Origin of the sequence: Cyclobacterium jeungdonense (genome assembly GCF_010994275.1) — a bacterium.
In the GTDB taxonomy this organism is placed as follows: domain Bacteria; phylum Bacteroidota; class Bacteroidia; order Cytophagales; family Cyclobacteriaceae; genus Cyclobacterium; species Cyclobacterium jeungdonense.
Genome location: NZ_WMCD01000001.1, coordinates 370,194 through 389,556, shown reverse-complemented (window position 1 = coordinate 389,556; position 19,363 = coordinate 370,194). Strand labels below are relative to the sequence as shown.

Genomic DNA, 19,363 nt, shown 5'->3' with positions numbered 1-19,363 from the left:
AATTTTAATACTGATGGTATAATTGCAAAAGGGCATGCATAAAATCAGGGCCTCCTGTGATGGCTTCATAATGACCGTGTTGATTGGTGGCCATTGGCAAGGGATTTCCATCAGAAAAAAATAAATCGAAGCCAATAAAACAGGATATAATCTCCAATAAGGAAAATACAGCTTGCCTGCTTTACCTGCTTCCCCTCTTTAGAACAGATTTCATACAATTCCTGGACGGGTGATGGTCCCTCCGATTGGGGAAATTAAAAATACATATAATTATTTAAAACATTTAGACCAGCAACTGTAAGCTGGATTTTTTTGATCCATGGAAAAAATTGCTTCCAATTTGCTATATTCAGCTATGGAAAAAGAAAAAGCCAAACCTTATGTAAAACAACCGGATTTAAGTTATGGGCGGTATACCTATGCAGATTACCTGTCCTGGGATATAGAAGAAATGGTCGAACTGATCAAGGGCAAAGTTTTCAAAAAAGCTGCCGCAGCTCCAAACAGGATTCATCAACGACTGACTGGAGACCTCTATACAGAATTAAACCTGTTTTTGAAGGGCAAAAAGTGCCAGGCCTATATTGCCCCTTTTGATGTCCGCCTTCCAGTCAAATCCAAAAAAGACGATAAAATACATACCGTCGTACAACCAGATATTTGCGTGATATGCGATATTGAAAAGCTGGATGATAGAGGCTGCATCGGTGCGCCAGACCTGGTGGTGGAAGTACTCTCCCCGGGCAACAAGCAACTTGAACTCCAACATAAATACGAGGTTTACGAAGAATCCGGGGTAAAGGAATATTGGCTGATGGATGCAGCCGGACAGACACTATTAATTTACACCCTGATCCAAGGCAAGTACCACAGTTCCCGCCTGATGACTTCCGGGGATAGGGCAAGGTCTTCTGCCGTAACGGGATTTGAACTGGACCTGGAAGCATTTTTTGCTGAGATCAAATAAGTTAATTTACCAGTTTTTTCATCCACGTGAGAATATGTAACCACTTCCACGGGACCCACTCGTTGGTCTTTTGCCCTTGAACGAATAGCCTTGATTTTGAAAGCTATTCAATTTCTCCAAAAATCTCCTCCAAATCCAATGCAAACCCTTTGATCAATTCCACCACTTCCTCCATCTGCCACGTCAGGTAATCGGCATAGGAATAGTAGCCATATTCCAAATTCGGTTCATTGAGCGTATTCCGGTTTTTGGCAATCATGGAATGAATATGGGGATAATAGTAGAAAATATTTAAAAAATACTTGGAATCCAAGCTACCAATTTATCCCAACCGGTAATGGCAGATACCATGAAAGGAAAAAACGCCTCAAGCTATATTAGCTACTATAATTGTTTTGATAAAATTATAAACCCCTATAAATCAGTCCGATCCGCTTGGTTTTTAACCCATAGTTGGATACCATTTGCGGCAGTCACCAGGTCAAATTGCCCGAAGCTACCGAACACTTCTGCCTTTCCTGAAAATGAGGGATGTTGAAATTCTGAGGACCACCAATTTACTTTTAACCAATCCGAATCTTGAAGTGTCCGCTTATCCAGGGGGCTTTCTATATCCTCTGCCAGATTTGATGCCAAAAAGCCCTTTCGGTGGTCAGGTAACCGGATTCTTAACCAACCTGCGGTTTTTCCCTCTATTCTAAATACCTCCTGCCTTCCCAACTTGTCCAAAACCAAACTGCGGGTGCTGGGGCCCTGTCGTAGATTGACCAACTCACCCTTAACCCTTCCCCAATTGTTTAAAAATACCGAATCAGCCATTGGCAGGTCAGCCAATTCTGGTGCATCCTGAAAAAAATGAAGTGGATCCAGGCTTTTCCAACCCGGAGCATAAATTCCAAAATGCAAGTGAGGTGCCGTAGTACGGGCGTTGCCGGTATTGCCCACCGTGCCCAGGGTATCACCAGGTTTTACCTTACTGCCTGCAGAGACGACCTGGCTATCGAGATGAGCGTAATAATACGAATACCGTCCTGAAGAAACTCTTACGGTTTTTCCTCCCAAACGATTATTGCCTACCCGAGAGACCCTTCCCTCGCTGACCGCCAGTACCGGCGTTCCTCTGGCAGCGAATATATCTACCCCTTCATGTTTTCTTCTTCCACCTTCTCTTGAGTCTCCGAAAAAACTGGCAATATTTAAATAGCTCTTTTCCAAAAGGGGAAAACTCAGGGTAGAAGCATAGCTAATAGACAGTTCTACCAAACCTCCTTTGAGCAGCTCGGGCTGTAGTCGAAGCAGGAATTTCCCTTCCGATCCCACTGGGTACCTGCTGGCATTTTCATTCCGTTCAGGTTTCAATTGCTCCAGGTCACCACTTCCATTCACCTTAAATAAATCTATAAACCAGATAGCACTGGTATCCGAAAGAAGCTTTAAATTAATGGTGATTTCCTGCCCTTCCCTAGCCGAAAACAAGAAGGAGGCCGCCTCTGGCGCAGCTGGATCAAACTGCGTCAACTCTTTATAGGGAAGTTCCACACTATTGGAATCAGCCAGTGCTTGCTCCCCTGCCGCTTCCCAATCCTTAACCAAGGAATTGTTTTTTAGAGTCGAAGACTTAAGGTCATGCAGGTATTTGTCATAGGGACTGGCAGAACTAAAAAGTTGCTCTATTTTTGTCCCCTGGCACGAGAGAGACAAAAACACCAATGCATATAGGGATAAGTTTTTCATGGTGACCTTAGAAAAAGCAAAGAGCCTACCGATTAAAAACAGACTCTCTTAAAATTTTCGCTTCTCAAAGAATCATACGGTCTTTTGCTCCTCGTGAACACCTTCCCGAATTTCTTCAATCAATTTTTTATTGAAAGCAGGTAGGTCATCCGGTTTACGGGCCGTTACCAACGCAGAGTCACATACACATTCGCTATCTGTCCAATTTACTCCGGCATTGGTCAAGTCTGTCTTGATGGATGGCCAGGAAGTCATTTCCCTACCCTGTAAGGCACCTGTCTCGATCAATACTTGTGGACCGTGACAAATAGCTCCTACCGGTTTACCCGCTTCAAAAAAGGTTTTGATAAAGGCAATGGCATCTTTATTGGTTCGTAGTTTATCGGGATTAATTACTCCTCCAGGAATCATCAATGCATGGTAATCAGATGGATTGGCATCACTCAGGCTTTTGTCTATGTGCACCTCCTCTGACCAGTTTCCATCTTTCCAGCCCTTGATGGACGTGGCAGGAGAAATCACATGAACGGTAGCTCCGGCTTCCTCCAATGCCTGCTTAGGGCTTTTCAGTTCACTTTCCTCAAATCCAGTTTCGGTTAAAATAGCTACGGTTTTATCGTTTAAATTAGGCATGATACAAAATAGTTTGGTTTAACAATCATTTTAATCCCCTGCCTGGTGGAAAAACCAAAACAGGCGGGATTAAAATCGAATCAACTTCCATGCCATTAAAGTATTTTTTAATTGAACATAATAAAAATGGAATAATTATTTAGATAAAATAATTATTCCATTACCCATTTTACTTTAAACCAGATTTACCGGATAGCAAGTAACCAAAATGGGAAAATAATCACTCAACCGGATCTGAGAATTGAAGTCCAATCAATTCTTATTTGCAGCTTTCTTTTCCTCTTTTTCCAGCCTTTTGAAATATTTCCTGAATAAAAAATTCGATCGCATTGCTTCCATATTGGTATTGAACCGCTCGGTACTGGACTCCAGGTTGATCAGGGTCTGCATCAGGGTAGCCCGGAAAAGCGAGTCTTCCAAAACCAATCCAGCAGTTCCTTCGCCAGCTTTCACTCCCTCGATCAGCTGATTAAGTTGCTGAAGGACCACCTGTGTCTCAGCCGTAGTCGATTCGATCTGCTCCAGGCTTCGCTCCACTCTTGTCGTCAGCACCGTGTCCGAAATCAAGGTACCTGCCAATCCATCCCCCTTTTCGATGTTTTCCAGCAATTCCTTCCCAGCCATGGCCATTTGAGTAGCTTGATCCCCCGCTCGGTGGAACGAGCGAATCGCTTCTTTCATCTCCACCAGTAAAAGTGTATCCGAAAGCGTATTCCAAAGATCCTGGTTTTGATTGATCTTTTCTGTGATTTCAGATAGGTTCATCAGCGTGTTTTGCAGGTAATCGCCCGAACTGTTGAGCTGCCGAAGCATGTCCTCGGTTCCGATTTGCTCCAGGGGAATCAAGACATCTCCCTCTTCAATCGGTAAAGCACCTCCCTCCTGTGGGTGGATTTGCAGAATTTTGTTTCCGATCAGGCCATCGGTATTGATGGTGGTTCGGGCATTTTTGAGAATGAAGGGGGTCATTTTGTTTCGAATCAATAGATCCACCTGAATCGTATTTTCATCCAACACATTGATGTCACTTACCGTGCCTACATTCATCCCCTTATAAAGGACATTGTTCCCGGGAAGTAAGCCATTCACGTCTTCCATTTGTACAAAAACGTGCATGGATGTTCCCAGGATATTCTGATTCCTCCCGATCATATAGAGCGAAAAGACGAGAAACAGTAAACCTGCGATCACGAGCGCGCCAAGCTTCGCATTGGAAAATTTTCTATCTGTACTCATAGTCCTTCGAAGAATTCCCTCACTTTGGGATCTCGGTTTTTAATTAAGTTTTCAAATGTGCCTTCCACATAATTTTTCCCTTCGATCAGCATGATGATTCGATTAGCTGTCATTCGGATACAGTTCATATCGTGCGAAATAATGATAGATGCTGTATTGTATTTTTCTTGAATCTGGTTCATCAGTTCACTGATTTCTCTGCCGGTAATCGGGTCCAAACCTGTTGTCGGTTCATCATATAGGATAACCTTTGGCTTGAGAATGATAGTCCGGGCCAAAGCAATCCGCTTCCGCATCCCTCCAGAGAGTTCGGCCGGCATCATATTGATCGTATGAAGTAAGCCCACGTCCTCCAAAGCTTCCTTCACAGCCGATCCGGCGTTTTTGGCACGCTCCTCCTTCGTCCAATGCCGACGAAGAGGAAATTCGAGATTTTTTCGAACCGTCATGGAGTCGTAGAGTGCATTGCTTTGGAATAAAAAGCCCACATCAGCACGAAGCAAGTCCATTTCGTCCTGATCCAGCAGACTAATATCCTGATCTAGAATAGTAATTCTACCGCTGTCCGGTTCGATCAATCGGATAATGCATTTGATCAAAACGGATTTCCCGGAACCCGACTTTCCGAGGATAACCAGATTCTCTCCCTCAGAAAGAGTAAGCGAAAAATCCCGAAGGACGTGATTCTTCCCAAAGGATTTGTTCAAATTATTTACCTCGATGATGGAGTCGCCCTTTGCCATAAAATCAGGTAAGTCCCAGGACATCGGCAACTTGCACCGCTATCAAATCCAAAATAAACACCAAAAGCGAAGCAACAATCACTGCCGTGGTGGCAGATCTTCCTACTCCTTCGGTTCCCTTTTGGGAATTATAGCCTTTGTAGCAGCCGACGATACCAATGGCAAAACCAAAGAATATCGTCTTGACCATAGCCGGTACAAAATCCCCAAAAACCAATACTTTGTAGGCCTGATACCAATACAAAGACCAGCTTACATCCCCTTTCAGGTTCGCTCCCAAATAACCTCCGTACAATGAAATCGCAATTGCCAAACTTGAAAGAATGGGTACCATGACCGTAGAGGCCAAAACGCGGGTAACGACCAGGTATTTGAAGGGATTGGTTCCCGAGACCTCCATCGCATCGATCTGCTCAGTTACACGCATCGATCCCAATTCTGCCCCAATTCCAGAGCCTATCTTACCAGCACAAATCAAAGCTGTGATCACGGGAGCGATCTCCCGGACCAGCGAAACAGACACCATGGATGGAAGCAACGATGCCGCCCCAAACTCCACCAAGGTAGGACGTGACTGAATTGTCAAGACAAGACCCATGATAAAAGCGGTGATACCCACGAGAGTAAAGGTCTTGTAGCCGATGAAATAGCTTTGATTTACAAACTCCTCCCACTCATGCCTGGGCTTGCTGATTTCCCGGAAAAAACGGCCCGTAAATCGGGCTATTTCTCCTACCTCCTGAAAGAAAGGAGTGTTCAGTTTATTCAGTAGTGCCATACATTTCTTTCATCTCCTAAATTCATCAACTTTCGTGAGAAAAGCCGTTGCAAAGATCAAGTCAATTTATGATAAAAATCAGGTAAAAAATCCAAAAAGAAAAATTGAAAAGGCCTTACCGCTAAAACAATTAAAATGAAGGGGTTTGTTTCCTGTAAGGGCAAAAAATAAATGTATTATTTAACAAAAATTGTCACTAAATTTAATGCAGACCAATTGATTTATAGTCAGTTGTCGTCTGGCAGTGGATGATCGGGGCGCCAAAGATGTATGACCAAATTCCTTGGCAGTTAATACAATAAAGCATTCTATTTCTTTACGTATAACGTGATTTGCCATGAACAAAAGAGCTAAAGTCCCCGGTATGCTATCAATTGGATTAAGTTTGATCCTATTGACAAATAGTTGTTACTATTATAAACCGGTTACCCAGCCAGTATCCTCCTATTCCTTTGATAGTAGTGAGAAAGGAGCGAAGTTAGAATACAGAGCTTTGATCTTACGAAGTCCACAGAAGGTTTATCTATTGACCAACTTCAGTTTTGACCTGAATGAAGAAAAGTTGCGTGGGACTCTTGCCGAAGTTCCAAGGGAACATTTTACCTACCTTACCAATCAAGGTCAAAGTGACAGGTATAAAATAGCCAATGATGCGGTGTTACAAGAAGTTCATCTTTATACCGATCTTGCTGATTTGGGCAGTATTGGTGACCGGGTGGAAATCTCCATAAGCGACATCAATAAACTGGAAGTAATCGAAAAGAATAAAGGAAAAAGCGCCGCGGTAACTATCTTGGCAGCTGCAGGTGTTACCGTTGGAATACTCGCTGTCATTATGGTAATTCTTATACTTACGAAGAGCTCCTGTCCGTTTATCAGTGTGTATGACGGTGAAAAATACGTTTTACAAGGGGAGACTTTTGGTGGCGCGATTATTCCTGCACTCGCTCGCGAGGATTTTTTGCCACTCCCAGACCTTTCTATGGGTAAGGATTTAAAACTAATGATTAGCAACGAACTAAAAGAACGACAATATACCGACATGGCAGACCTTATGGTGGTTGCCCACAATCCGGATGAAAGGGTGTTTAGTGATCCATTCGGAAACCTGTTTAAATCAAACACTTTTTATAAACCTACACATGCTAGTATAAACCAAGAAGTGGATATGCTTTTCCCGCTCTCTGAAGTGGATAATATTGCCTGTACATTCAATGATGATCAAAACGATTCCGTAAATGAACTCTATGTCCATTTTGACCATCCCGATACAAAAAAACAGCATGGCTTGCTTCTTTCGGTTAAAAACAACTATTGGTTGGAATACATGATTGCTGAATTTTATCGGGCTTTCGGGAAAAAGTATTCCAAATTCGTTGCTAAACAACAGAAAAAATCGGGTGATGAAATCCTCGAATGGATGGATCAGCAGGAAATGATGCTTACCGTGGAGGCAAAGACAGAAAGGGGATGGAAGGAAGTACAAAAAATAAAAACCATTGGACCTTTGATGAACAGGGAGGTTCTCCTTCCATTGGAGGATATTGCTTTCTTGGATGAAGGGTTGGAAGTAAGGTTGAGGACAGGATTTATGTTTTGGGAATTGGACAAAATTACGCTGACAGAATTGGCTCCAATAGCTACCGAAAAGATAGAAATGATCAAACCAACCAGCGCCATCGATGAAAAGGACCAGGATGTGTTGTCACCCCTCTTGGAAAATGACGGAATTTTTATGGAACAACCTGAAGTAGGAAACCGGGCCTATTTGACGTATCGATTTGAGAATTATAACCCCAACCAAACCTATTCTGCTTTTTTGCACAGTAGGGGATTTTATGAACCTATTCGCGAATTTAAAGGCAAGGCAGACCGGAAGTTCCTGACTCAATTCAGAAAGGATGGAATGCTGCCTGCCTTCAGTTTGCAACGTTATTTGGAAATAAGCCAAAGTCAGTACCTAACCGATCAATCGCCAAAGGGAAAGCCATTGAGATTATTGAAAAAACGAAATTAAATCTAACGCTTTTCAAAAATGGCTAATACTATAAGCAGTTCAAGACCTTCCTATTTAGTTCAAATCGCTTTAAGGATATGGGTAAAGATTCATATTGCATTCTTGGCCTTTAAGGTATATCGATCTATAAAAAAGGTAAAGTTGGTTTTTTCTGAGATACTGAAAATTAATCGTAAAGTCTCAGGAGGCAAGCGAAAATACGCGGTGAAAAATGGAAAATACTGGGTCGGGCTTTATCTGCCTCCCTTCCCGTCCAAAAATTTTGACCGGTATATCCTTACAGAAATGAATAAGTTCGTGCCCCATACTTTTGCCATAAACAGTTATCAGCAAGTAAATTTTGCGATAACCACCAAGTGCCCCATGCGCTGTGAACACTGTTTTGAATGGGACAACTTGAACCTTCATGAAACATTCACTAAAGATGAACTAAAACTGATTATTTCTAAGCTGCAAGCAAAAGGATTGGCTCATCTTTCATTAAGCGGAGGTGAGCCTATGGTCCGGTTCAATGAAATGCTTGAATTGATACGCGATGCGGATAGAAGTACTGAATTTTGGGTCCTCACCTCAGGATTTAACCTCGATTTATCACGTGCACAAAAACTGAAACAGGCTGGCGCTACAGGCGTAATTGTAAGTCTGGATGACATCAATGCCGAAAAACACAATATCTTTAGGGGACACAATCAAGCCTATCAGTTTGCTGCCCTGGCTGCAAACGCCACCAATCAGGCTGGATTGTTGCTGGCTATATCCGTTTGTGTACTACGGGAAAATGCAAATGCCGATTTTTTGACAGCACATGCCGAAGCATCCACGGCTATGGGAGCAGATTTTATTCAATGGTTGGAACCCAAAGCAGAAGGAAATTATAGGGGAAAAGATGTCATCTTAACCATGGAACAAATCAGCGAAATGGAAAAAGCCTTTGTAAGCCTGAACCATGATGCTCGGTACCGTCATATTGCACCAATATTGTACCACGGTTATTATCAAAGAAGGCTGGGCTGTCTTTCTGCGGGCAAGTCCAGTTTTTATGTAGATAGCAGGGGCATGGTTCATTCTTGCCCATTTTGCCATTCAGCCGATTTCCAAATTATGGACTGGCTGAATAATGCAGATAAGAAAGGGAAGAAAATTTCAGCCTGCCCCTCCTACTAAATTTAAGAATAAAATAAAAAACGCTCCTTCACCTATCATAAGCAATCTTTTGATTTTATCCAGGCATCAGGACTGGCTGGTGGGAGTAAGGAACTAATTCAACTTCCTCATTTAAAATCCCTGGAGGGAAAAAGTAATCCTTGTTCTCCTTTTCTGAGTGATGGTGACCGAGGAATTTCCACTACATTTTTTCCTGCTTCCGCGGACTTTTCTGGGATACGCTTCCCTGGTTCGTGAGTTCTCACTCTCAGCAAACTGTTTAAATTGTGGCAAGAGCGTACCACCACGTGGATTACCTCCCCTTCTATTTGCAGTTTCCCGGAAACCATTAGCAGCTTGGATTGCAGGATGACCGAGCGGTATTTCTCAAAGGTCTTGGCCCATACCACCAGATTGGCAAAACCGGTCTCGTCTTCAATCGTTATGAAAAGGACGCCTTTTGCCGTGCCCGGGCGCTGCCTAACCGTGATCAGGCCGCACACTTTTACAAAAGCCCCGTCTTTCATTTTCCCCAAAAGGGCCGTGGGACTCACCCTTAACTGGTCAAGTTGGTCGCGCACATGGCTAAGCGGATGGGATTTCAAAGAAAGCGTGGTGGCTGCATAATCCCGTAGGACCTGCTCCATTGGGGGCATCTTAGGCAGGGGTACCTCTTTTTCCTTAGAGGTTTCCTGAACCTGTCCTTTAAATACACCGATGGGTCTGCCCTGCAAGGCAAGCACCTCCCAAAGTGCCTGCCTGCGGTCAAGGCCCATAGACCGAAACGCATCCGCATCGGCCAGACGTTCCAGTGCTGACTTGGGAACCTCGGCATTGATCAGGTCGGTGATATGGACATAGGGTTTTTTCCGCTGCTCCACCAGAAGCTGCATGTCCGATTGATTCAATCCCTTTACCTGTCGAAACCCCAACCGAATAGCCAGGTGATTGCCGGATTTTTCTTCAAATACATTGTCACAAAAGGACCGATTCACATCCACGGGCCTTATCTCCACCCCGTGTTTGCGTGCATCCGCCACGATCTGGGCTGGCCTGTAAAAACCCATGGGCTGGCTGTTCAGCAGGGCTGCAGCAAAGACATCCGGATAGTGAAACTTCAACCAGCAGGAAACATAAACCAGCAAGGCAAAGCTGGCAGCATGGCTTTCAGGAAAACCATAGCTGCCAAATCCCTCCAGTTGCCGGAACACCCGCTTCGCAAAGTCCTCCTTGTAACCCCTTGCCACCATGCCGCCCACCAGCTTCTTCTCGTATTGACTTACCAGGCCATGCGCCTTGAAGGTGGCCATGCTTCGTCGAAGTCCGTCCGCCTCTGCGGGAGTAAAACCCGCTGCGACGATGGCAATTTCCATGGCCTGTTCCTGAAACAAGGGCACCCCAAGCGTCCGGCCCAAAATTTCCTCCAATTCCCGGGAAGGGAATTCCACCGGCTCTTCCCCCCGTCTTCGTTTGAGGTAAGGATGTACCATGTCTCCCTGAATTGGTCCTGGCCGTACAATCGCCACTTCGATTACTAAATCGTAAAAGGTCTTGGGCCTCAAACGGGGCAGCATGGACATTTGCGCGCGACTCTCAATCTGGAAAACCCCCAGGGTATCCGCATGACTGATCATCTCATAGACCTTGGGATCGTCCTGAGGAATGTTGGCCAGGGTTAGCTGAACATCATAATGGGACCGGACCAGGTCAAAAGCCTTGCGTATGCAGGTCAACATGCCCAATGCCAGCACGTCCACCTTCAAAAACCCCAATGCGTCGATATCGTCTTTGTCCCATTCGATGCAGGTGCGGTTTTCCATCCGCGCATGCAAGACCGGGCAAAGATTGGAAAGCTTGTCCCGTGTGATTACAAAGCCTCCTGTGTGTTGCCCCAGCTGCCTGGGAAAGCCTATATACTGCCAGGTAAGCAGTAGCGTTTTTCTCAAATGCGGATCCCTGGGATCAAAACCCTGGGAGGACACCTTTTGCCCCTGCAACCATTCCTTTGTCAACTCATGGCCTGACTTGGCAAGCCGATCCACTGCATCCAGCGATAAGCCCATGGCTTTGCCCACATCCCGTACCGCTCCCTTCCAATGTAGCCGGGTGACGGTGGCCACAATCCCGGCCCGATCCCGGCCGTACTTTTCGTAAATATACTGCATGACCTCCTCCCGGCGCTCGTGCTCAAAATCCACGTCTATATCAGGTGGCTCGTTGCGGGCATCGGACATAAAGCGGGCAAATAGTAGCTTGAACTTGGATGGGTCTACCGAAGTAATCCCCAGGCAATAACAAACCACCGAATTGGCAGCCGATCCCCGCCCCTGACAGAGGATGCCCCGCTTCCTGGCAAAGCGTACCAAATCGTAAACCGTCAAAAAATAGGATGCATATTCTTTTCGGGCAATGAATTCAAGCTCGTGCTGTATCGTATCCCGAATTCCTTGAGGAGGTTGCCCTCCAAAGTTTTCCCTGGCCCCTTCCCAGGTCAACAACTCCAGCTCCTCCTGCGGACTGTGCCCCTCGGTAGTGATTTCCTCCGGGTATTGATAGGTCAACTGGTCCAGGGAAAACCGACAGGATTCGGCTAGTTCCCTTGCACGGCCGAGGGCGTCCGGATAATCCCGAAAGAGGCGGTACATTTCTTCCCTGGATTTCAGGTAGCGTTCGGCGTTGGGATGCAAGCGGAACCCGGCATTTTGAATGGTACACTTTTCCCGGATACAGGTCAGCACGTCCTGAAGCGCTCTTCTACCCGGAGCATGATAATGAACGTCATTGACGGCCACCAGGGGAATTCCACTTTTTTCCTCCAACCGCGAAAGTCGAAACAGTCGCTTCTGATCACTGCCATTGTAGGTAAATGCCGCAGCCAGGAATAGGCTGTCACCCAGAGCTTCTTTGTATTCCCTAAGGGAAGAATAAAAAGCCGGTTCAAAATCCAGGCTGGCATTCAAACTGTTTGGAGGAATCGCAATAAAAAGACTTTCACGAGCATGGGTAAATACATCCTGCCTGTATAGGTGACAGGTACCTTTTTCGGCGCGGAGATTACCCAGGGTAAGCAGTGAGGAAATCCTTCCGTAGGCCTCCTGATTTTTGGGATAGGCCAATAGACTGGGGCCGTCTAATAGGTCAAGGCGGCAGGCAGGGATAAAACGAAGGCCGGATTCCCTGGCTGCCGCGTGCGCCCGAACAATTCCTGCCATGGTATTGCGGTCGGTAACAGCAATTGCTTCGTAACCCAACTGACTGGCTCTTTGCACCATCTCTTCCGGATGAGAGCCTCCCCGAAGAAAGGAAAAGTTGGTGGTTACCTGCAGTTCGCTATAGGCTGTTGGATGCATTTTTTGTTTGAATCTACTTTGGATAAAACGTGTCGGATTACGAAAAAAAGCCGTGCAAAAACCATTGGGGCTCCCCTTTTCCATAAAGTCCCAGCCGGAAAAGCCAGTACCTGGCCCCTTCCGCATCCTCTACGCAATAATAATCCCGGGGCGGCCCGGTCTGCAGCCACCATTCCTGCTCGATGCGCTCCGGTCCGTCGGCTCGGGCCACCCGAACCACCTTGCCCTGATACCTGAAATGCAGGGGAGGGTAATCGGGAAGGGGTACCATGACCGTTATGGGTTCCGGAACGGGCAACAGGTGTAGGGGACGAATCGTATCGGGCCAGGCCGTATCGGGCTCTTCATCAAAGGTCTGTGCAGGCCGTACCGAATGCTCCGGCCAATACCGATCCTGGGGCAGGTAACGATGTATGCGGCCCGAACCCAACTTAGCAGCTACCCTGTCCAACAGTTCTGCCACTGCTGCCGGGTCCCCCGAGCGATGCCAGAGCTGCTCCTGTGGAAGCCGAACCTTTTCTACCAGAAAGCCTTCCAGGGTAAACAACTCAATGCCCAAGGCTGGCTCCAGCAAGGGAATTTTCAGGGCAAAGAGACGGAAAAGGTGCAGCGGATTATGGGAGGCCCGGCTGGTACCGATGGTGATTTCCACTGTTATCCCATCTACCCGGAGGCCTTTGAAAACCGCCTTGCGCAGCCCCTTCCCTTCCCTGCCTAACCGCTGACACAGGCTATCCAGCAACTGCCGGAGTGCGATTTCAATTCCTTTTGCGGTACGAATGGGTTCCAGGCAGGGCAACTGCTCCTCGTAAGGAACTCTGGGCTGTATGGGTTGGAAAGTTTCCTCTTCACTTCCCAAGGCCTGGCCCAGCCGGAGCAACAAGCCTTCCCCAAATCGCCTGCGTAAAGTAGCCGCTGGCAGGTCGATAAACTGGCCGATCTCACGAAAGCCCAGTTTTTCCAAGCCCTCCAGTACCCTCGGTTCCAGGCGAAGAGAGGCGGGAGGCAAGGACAACAGGGCTTCCCGCTGCTTTCCCTCTCCGGCGATGCAGCCCTGCTCCCCGTACCGAGCCAGGGCCCAGGCCGCCCCAATGGTATCGGCGATGGCAGCCCGCACCTGATAGCCTTTGCCATTCAATACCGACAGCAAGTCTTCCAGATAAGCGGCCTCTCCACCCCAAAGATGGGGAACACCCGAAATGTCCAGAATCAACCCGGAAGGGGTATCGGGAGCGGCGAACGGGGTATACCTGAGGCACCATTCGGCCAAACGGTAAAGGAGCCGTTCTCCCCAGCCTGGTTTGTCGGCATAGACTTCCAACCCAGGGTGAAGGACCCGGGCATCGGCCAGGGAAGTACCAGGCCGGATACCCAGTGCAAGAGCCTGCCTACTGGAAGCTTGTACCATCCTCCTGCCCTGCTCAGAAGCCACCAAAACAAAGGGAGTTTCCCTGAGCTCAGGCTTCCGGATTGCCAACCGGTCGGTGGTCAGGTGACAAAACCATAGGGATAGGAAACGCTTAGGCATACCGTCTTTCCTTGGGTTTGTTTGGTACGTTTTCTTCATGGATAATGTGCTGAAAACCCTCCGCGCTCCACTCCATCTGCCAGTTTCCTGGCCTTCCGTTACGGACCTTGAGCAGTTCCACCTTCCAGGTGGGAAAACCCAGTCCTGGCATACCAGCTTCCGGACGGCTTGGGAGCGGCACCACTTTCCAGCGGGTAGCGCAGGCCAATGCATGCAAGCTTACGGGACGGTGCCGGTGCAATAAGCCCGTCACCCGGCTACGCTCCACTGCCAGCTGCAGACGCTGCGATTCGGAAAAACCCAGCTCCCTGATTTCCCCAACAACCGCAACCAGGGCTTCGCAGCTGAGTGCTTGTTCCAGTGTCCACAACAGGTCTTTTTCCCTGGGCACGTTCACAAACACCAACCTATCCGGGGCTACACCAAATTGTTTTAGCGCCGGAGGAAAGACCTGGGGCCGGATGCCCAGCCAAAGGCAATACCCGCCCTTCTGCAAGAGCATGCCCAGAATGGCCGCTAAAAACCCCTGGGTAGATGCCGCTTCGGAAGCGGTGTTGCTGATAAATTCGTGATTTACACCCAGGGGAAACGCCTGCTCCGGGAAAGCCTCTTCCATGGGACCCAACTGTACCCTTCGATCGACCTCCTTCCCTTTAGAGGGGAGAAAGCCTTCAAGCGCCATGACTTCCCTTCTCAACTGGCGCATCCGTTCGATTTTATCACATTTTAGTTTCATATATCCGAAAGCGTCATTATATTTGACACGTATCGTATCAATCTATTGACTCTAATACTAACAAACTTCTATGAAAAAGTCAAAAAACTTTTTCCCGGGAAATCTGAAATTTCTCCGTGAGCGCAGAAGCCTGACGCAACAGGGGCTGGCTGAGGCATTGGGTCTGAGCCGCTCCAAGGTCAATGCCTTGGAATCCGGGCAGACCAAGGCACCTTCCCCCGAAGACTTTCTGGGCGTTTCCGGTTTTTTCGGCATCAGCATCGACAGTCTGATCCGGGTAGATCTTAGCAAACTGGGAGAGCTGAAACTTCGGGACCTGGAAGCGGGAAACGATGTATACATCCGGGGAGGCAATTTGCGGGTGCTGGCCATCAGTGTGGACAAGGGCAATAACGAAAATGTGGAATACGTACCTATCAAGGCAAAAGCAGGATATATGTCTGGGTACAATGATCCTGAGTTTATTGCATCCCTGCCAAAATTTTCCCTTCCAAATCTGCCAAAGCAGGGTACCTACCGCATTTTCCCGACCGTGGGTGATTCCATGCTGCCCATTCCGGATGGCAGTGATATCGTTACCCAATACGTAGAGGACTGGACGAGCTTGAAACCCAATACCCCCTGCATCGTGATCCTGAGCGGACAGCAGGATTTTGTTTTTAAGTTGGTGACGGTGCAGGCAGAGGGGCAGGTACTACTACGCTCCTTAAACCCGGTCTTTGAACCCTATAGGATAGCTGCAGGGGATGTGTTGGAGATATGGAAATTTCAGGCCTATACCAGCAAAGAAATCCCCGAACCCGAGACCGACCTGCAACAATTGGTAAGAGCTGTCCGGGAAATGCAGCAGGAGATCAAGGGGCGGAAAGTGTAGCTGTTGTAAGCTTTTGAACTGATATCACAAAGATCCGATAAGAAAAGCGGGTCAATTTTATATTGGGCCTCACTGAAAGCACTGCAGGTAACCGGTTCCTTACCTAACTGTGAAAGTACCCCTGAACTGTCAAATTCAACGGTTCCCTTGAACAGATGCAGCACTGAGAGGACAACAGTTTGAAAGTCGAGTGGGGAAGTTCTGGAAAAATGAGCAGGATCTGAATAGTAAAAACCCTGATTTTCAGAGGGAAGAGTAAATTTTACAAAATAATTTTTACTTCCTTCCAGCCCCAACAAATACAACAGAAGAAAACGAATCAAATGAATCTATCAATACTACTATTTAAAATCGTTCGTAGGATGACTCAAAAACCAGCTTAATCTGTATGAAAATATTCCCTTAATCCAAAATCTCCCTTTATTTTCAATCTATACTTTTTTATTTCGTTAGGGATTTCTGTCCAACCTGATTCAGGAACTCCCATTTCCAATGAATCGGGAACGGGATAATACAAAAGCATTGAAGAAACAGATTGATTATTCTTTCCAAATTCTACAATAAATCTATCACCCTTTTTTGCTGAATAATACCCCTTCCCAGTTAACCCTGAATATTTTCTTCCATTATAATTAAATTCATATACTACTGAGGTTCCCGATGATTTACCTATTTGGGTACCAGTAACAATTCCTATGGTATACATCTTATCAAAAGAATTATAATAGGTATTCCAAAGAATCACACACGTAAAACCCAATATAATAGACAATAAGATTTTCCTCCTATCACTCATTCCACACCCTCCTTAATTCCTGTAACCACTGTCAAGCGTAACGGATTGTTGACATAATTGAAAAAATTAACAACCTCCCTTTCTAAACCTGCAGACCCGATAGCATCTATATGCCATCTATTAAAGCCACCTATTGACAAATCAATAGCAAACTCACTTATTGTTTTATTTGTTCCACCAACATATTGAAATTCACCAGAAGAAGTATAGTCAAACATAGCCATTGCAACATATCCTGATTTCCCAAACAACCCCGCAAACCCAATATCGGCCAAATCCATTTGCGACATATTTCCATTAAATAGTAAACTGTTTCCTGCTTGCCATGTGGCCTCCATAGTCATATTAATTCCTGTCCGGCTCGCCAAAACTGGGCCAGTCTCTCGATCAACATCAGACCAGGTGCTACGGCCAGCATTCTTCCGTTGACATCATAAGGCACCATGGCGAGGATGCCGTCTTGGTATGTGAAATTATTAAGGCCATTGTCATGCGTAAGGTCCACTTAATTTACACAGAATAAAATTACTTTAGTTTTTGAACATGATATCATACAATCCAAATAGTTCCATCCTCTTCCTGCGATATCGTTTAAGTTCTGATGGAACTTCCTTCCACCCGTCCAAAGGGATTTCAACCCTAACAGAATCTGGTATGGGATAATAAAATAAAGCCTTTGACAAATCCACTTTATCTTTAGCAAATTCGACAATATACCTTTCACCTATTTTTATGTTATAATCACCTATTCCGGTTCCTCCTTCATACTTACGGCCATTATATGAATAGTTGAATTTAACCACCGTGCCTGATTTCAAACCGATTTGCTTTTTTTCTACTATACCTACCGTATACAACTTGTCATAAGAATCATAGTACAAGTTCCAAATTATAAAGGCCATTAATCCCAAGAAAAACACTAAAAAAAGTTCTTGTTTATCACTCATCTTTTACTCCCTCCTTTATGCCAGTACCTACTGTATTTCGTAGTGGACTATTAACATTATTGAAAAAATTAATAACACTTTCCCCTACATTTGCAGACCCCATTGCGTCTATATGCCATCTATTAAAGCCCCCAATCAACATGTCTGTTGCAAATTGGCTTTTATTCTTACCAAATCCAATCATCGAAAATTCACCTGATGAAGTGATGTCGAATGTTGCCATCAATACAAACCCATATTTTCCAAAACCCGCAAACCCAATATCCGCTAAATCCATCTGGGAAATATTCCTATTGAAAAGTAGGCTGTTTCCTGCCTGCCACGTGGCCTACCTTTTCATATTAACTCCCGTCCTACTTGCCAAAACGGGTACCAAAGTCTCTATCTACATTGGACTAGCTGCCGCGGCCACTAGGCTTCCCGTTACACCATCGGACACCATGGCGGGGATGCCGTCTTGGTAACTCGAGTTGGCGTATTTTATTACCTCCCCTCTCGGAGTAGTTTATGCCTTCGTAAGCTGAGTGTATTTTGCCATCCCTACAACCTGTCCCAAGACTAAAATAGTTTGGATCTTACGGGTCTTTTAATCCATTTGAGATCGGTTTTTACACCTCCATAGGGGCTGCAATAGCATGGTTCTATATAAGCTATTATGGCTTTAAATGGTTGCTGGGCAAGAATAAACCCTAAACAATTGGTTTATTTACATCCATCTAAAATATTTTCATTAATAGCAGGTCCAAAAAATTGGACCTGCTATTTTTTTTGGCTCTAAAACCACCAACCTGATGGTGTTTAACCAAAACTTTAGAATTTAATATTACCACAAAGTTAGTGCACAACCCTTATTTAACTTTGCTGCTTTTTCCTGTTTACCAAAATAAACCAATAAATCAAGGTACCTATAAAAACAAAGGCACTAAATAAAATTCCCCAGCCGTACAAATAGTGTTCAGAAAGGACTTTTAAAGAAGCAAAAACAATGACTCCTAGCGCAGATAATCCCAAAGTAACTAATAACCGTTTCATAATCTATTTTCTGATTTCTTTAATGGCACATCCTAATCCAGCTCCAACTACACAAAAGGGACTTAAAACCCAACACCCAAACGTTCCAACCGGGTCATTATCCCAATCATCAAAAAGCTTATCTATAGCGCTATCCATACAATTTCCCCATCCTTTCAAACTCGGACCGTCTGAATTTAATCCCAACTTTTCTGAATTATAGATAAACTGATTTCCGGTATTTAATGATCTGAATGAAATTGAAGGTCTACTTTTATCTTTAGCACTATATTCATTAAAATTAGCCAAAATAAAATCAGATTCTTTTCCGGAATCCAAGACTTGTACGAACACCTCTTCATTATCGTCTTTAAAGGTGAAAGAGACTGCTGACCTACCATTTTCATATTCAAACAATCCAACATCTCCTAAATTATTTGAAACTCTCAATGATATACTTGACGGATTCTTATCATTTGATTTTTGATTTAAAGAACTTAATGCACTAATAACTAAAGGATCTTCTGGAGAAAGATTTTTAAAATTCTTTACATGATTTTGAGAATCAATTGAATCTTGGAAATTAGAATTAATATCTTCTTCCATAAAATCACCACAAGACCAAAACACCATCATAGGCAAAACTAAGATTAGTTTAACAATAGTTTTCATGTTAGTAAGATTTAAATAAAAATAAGACCAATCAGGCATGTAAATTACCTGGCTACTCACTTGTTTTATGTCGTTTTTCACTTTCACATCGCCGACGTTGGGTGGCAAACCCTAAAAAACCCTTATAAATATAAAATGGTGAATTTGTTTATTATATTGACAAAATGATGGAAATAAAGTAGTAAAATAATAAATAAT

At 45.1% G+C, this 19,363-nt stretch carries 19 protein-coding genes and 1 pseudogene; 4 read left to right on the top strand and 16 right to left on the bottom strand.

Translation table 11 applies throughout. The features are described from left to right. The first annotated feature begins 355 nt into the window (after nucleotides 1-355). A complete protein-coding gene (locus GKS34_RS01495) occupies nucleotides 356-967 on the top strand; it encodes a Uma2 family endonuclease (RefSeq protein WP_163383043.1) in 612 nt (203 codons plus the stop codon). A gap of 145 nt (nucleotides 968-1,112) precedes the next feature. Here GKS34_RS01495 and GKS34_RS01490 read toward each other — a convergent pair. The 6 genes and pseudogenes from GKS34_RS01490 to GKS34_RS01465 form a co-directional block, all read right to left on the bottom strand. Beyond that, nucleotides 1,113-1,226, bottom strand: a pseudogene (locus GKS34_RS01490) (Uma2 family endonuclease); the annotation flags it as partial. Between the two features lie 155 nt (nucleotides 1,227-1,381). After that, the gene (locus GKS34_RS01485; RefSeq protein WP_163383042.1) at nucleotides 1,382-2,701 is read right to left on the bottom strand and encodes a M23 family metallopeptidase; all 1,320 of its coding nucleotides are present in this window, start codon (nucleotides 2,699-2,701) and stop codon (nucleotides 1,382-1,384) included. Nucleotides 2,702-2,773: 72 nt separating this feature from the next. Continuing rightward, nucleotides 2,774-3,334, bottom strand: a complete 561-nt coding sequence (locus GKS34_RS01480; protein WP_163383041.1) for a type 1 glutamine amidotransferase domain-containing protein — start codon at nucleotides 3,332-3,334, stop codon at nucleotides 2,774-2,776. 252 nt (nucleotides 3,335-3,586) lie between these two features. Next, a complete protein-coding gene (locus GKS34_RS01475; RefSeq protein WP_163383040.1) occupies nucleotides 3,587-4,570 on the bottom strand; it encodes an MlaD family protein in 984 nt (327 codons plus the stop codon). Continuing rightward, entirely contained in the window at nucleotides 4,567-5,313 is a 747-nt protein-coding gene (locus GKS34_RS01470; protein WP_163383039.1) for an ABC transporter ATP-binding protein, read from the bottom strand. The genes GKS34_RS01475 and GKS34_RS01470 overlap by 4 nt, the downstream gene beginning before the upstream one ends. A gap of 4 nt (nucleotides 5,314-5,317) precedes the next feature. Then, nucleotides 5,318-6,091 carry an MlaE family ABC transporter permease gene (locus GKS34_RS01465; RefSeq protein ID WP_163383038.1) on the bottom strand — a complete coding sequence of 258 codons (774 nt, stop codon included), beginning with the start codon at nucleotides 6,089-6,091 and terminating at the stop codon, nucleotides 5,318-5,320. 337 nt (nucleotides 6,092-6,428) lie between these two features. Here GKS34_RS01465 and GKS34_RS01460 point away from each other — a divergent pair, with 337 nt between their 5' ends. Beyond that, nucleotides 6,429-8,108 (top strand): hypothetical protein, encoded by a 1,680-nt coding sequence (locus GKS34_RS01460; RefSeq protein ID WP_163383037.1) that lies wholly within the window; start codon nucleotides 6,429-6,431, stop codon nucleotides 8,106-8,108. Between the two features lie 285 nt (nucleotides 8,109-8,393). Next, nucleotides 8,394-9,272: a radical SAM protein gene (locus GKS34_RS01455; protein WP_163383036.1), complete on the top strand. Its 879-nt coding sequence runs from the start codon at nucleotides 8,394-8,396 to the stop codon at nucleotides 9,270-9,272. Nucleotides 9,273-9,379: 107 nt separating this feature from the next. Here GKS34_RS01455 and GKS34_RS01450 read toward each other — a convergent pair whose 3' ends face one another. The 3 genes from GKS34_RS01450 to GKS34_RS01440 are packed head-to-tail and all read right to left on the bottom strand — an operon-like array spanning nucleotide 9,380 to nucleotide 14,865. Further along, entirely contained in the window at nucleotides 9,380-12,601 is a 3,222-nt protein-coding gene (locus GKS34_RS01450; RefSeq protein WP_163383035.1) for an error-prone DNA polymerase, read from the bottom strand. 37 nt (nucleotides 12,602-12,638) lie between these two features. Continuing rightward, the gene (locus tag GKS34_RS01445; protein WP_163383034.1) at nucleotides 12,639-14,129 is read right to left on the bottom strand and encodes a Y-family DNA polymerase; all 1,491 of its coding nucleotides are present in this window, start codon (nucleotides 14,127-14,129) and stop codon (nucleotides 12,639-12,641) included. Next, entirely contained in the window at nucleotides 14,122-14,865 is a 744-nt protein-coding gene (locus tag GKS34_RS01440; RefSeq protein WP_163383033.1) for an ImuA family protein, read from the bottom strand. The genes GKS34_RS01445 and GKS34_RS01440 overlap by 8 nt, the downstream gene beginning before the upstream one ends. Before the next feature lie 70 nt (nucleotides 14,866-14,935). Between GKS34_RS01440 and GKS34_RS01435 the strand changes: the two genes are divergently transcribed. Then, nucleotides 14,936-15,739: an XRE family transcriptional regulator gene (locus tag GKS34_RS01435; protein WP_163383032.1), complete on the top strand. Its 804-nt coding sequence runs from the start codon at nucleotides 14,936-14,938 to the stop codon at nucleotides 15,737-15,739. A 379-nt stretch (nucleotides 15,740-16,118) separates the two neighbouring features. Here the strand turns inward: GKS34_RS01435 and GKS34_RS01430 are convergent, their stop codons facing one another. The 7 genes from GKS34_RS01430 to GKS34_RS01405 all read right to left on the bottom strand — a co-directional run bounded on the left by GKS34_RS01430 (nucleotide 16,119) and on the right by GKS34_RS01405 (nucleotide 19,165). Then, entirely contained in the window at nucleotides 16,119-16,445 is a 327-nt protein-coding gene (locus GKS34_RS01430; RefSeq protein ID WP_240459150.1) for a hypothetical protein, read from the bottom strand. Nucleotides 16,446-16,531: 86 nt separating this feature from the next. Beyond that, on the bottom strand, nucleotides 16,532-16,873 hold the full coding sequence (locus tag GKS34_RS01425) for a hypothetical protein (RefSeq protein ID WP_240459149.1): 342 nt from the start codon (nucleotides 16,871-16,873) through the stop codon (nucleotides 16,532-16,534). Nucleotides 16,874-16,875: 2 nt separating this feature from the next. Next, nucleotides 16,876-17,040, bottom strand: coding sequence for a hypothetical protein (locus tag GKS34_RS23235; RefSeq protein WP_205601999.1), 165 nt, complete (start codon nucleotides 17,038-17,040; stop codon nucleotides 16,876-16,878). 25 nt (nucleotides 17,041-17,065) lie between these two features. Then, nucleotides 17,066-17,482, bottom strand: a complete 417-nt coding sequence (locus GKS34_RS01420) for a hypothetical protein (RefSeq protein WP_163383030.1) — start codon at nucleotides 17,480-17,482, stop codon at nucleotides 17,066-17,068. After that, a complete protein-coding gene (locus tag GKS34_RS01415) occupies nucleotides 17,475-17,759 on the bottom strand; it encodes a hypothetical protein (protein WP_205601998.1) in 285 nt (94 codons plus the stop codon). Before GKS34_RS01415 ends, GKS34_RS01420 begins: the two co-directional genes overlap by 8 nt. 575 nt (nucleotides 17,760-18,334) lie before the next feature. After that, nucleotides 18,335-18,514, bottom strand: coding sequence for a hypothetical protein (locus tag GKS34_RS01410; protein ID WP_163383029.1), 180 nt, complete (start codon nucleotides 18,512-18,514; stop codon nucleotides 18,335-18,337). A 3-nt stretch (nucleotides 18,515-18,517) separates the two neighbouring features. Further along, the gene (locus tag GKS34_RS01405; protein ID WP_163383028.1) at nucleotides 18,518-19,165 is read right to left on the bottom strand and encodes a hypothetical protein; all 648 of its coding nucleotides are present in this window, start codon (nucleotides 19,163-19,165) and stop codon (nucleotides 18,518-18,520) included. Nucleotides 19,166-19,363 lie beyond the last annotated feature (198 nt).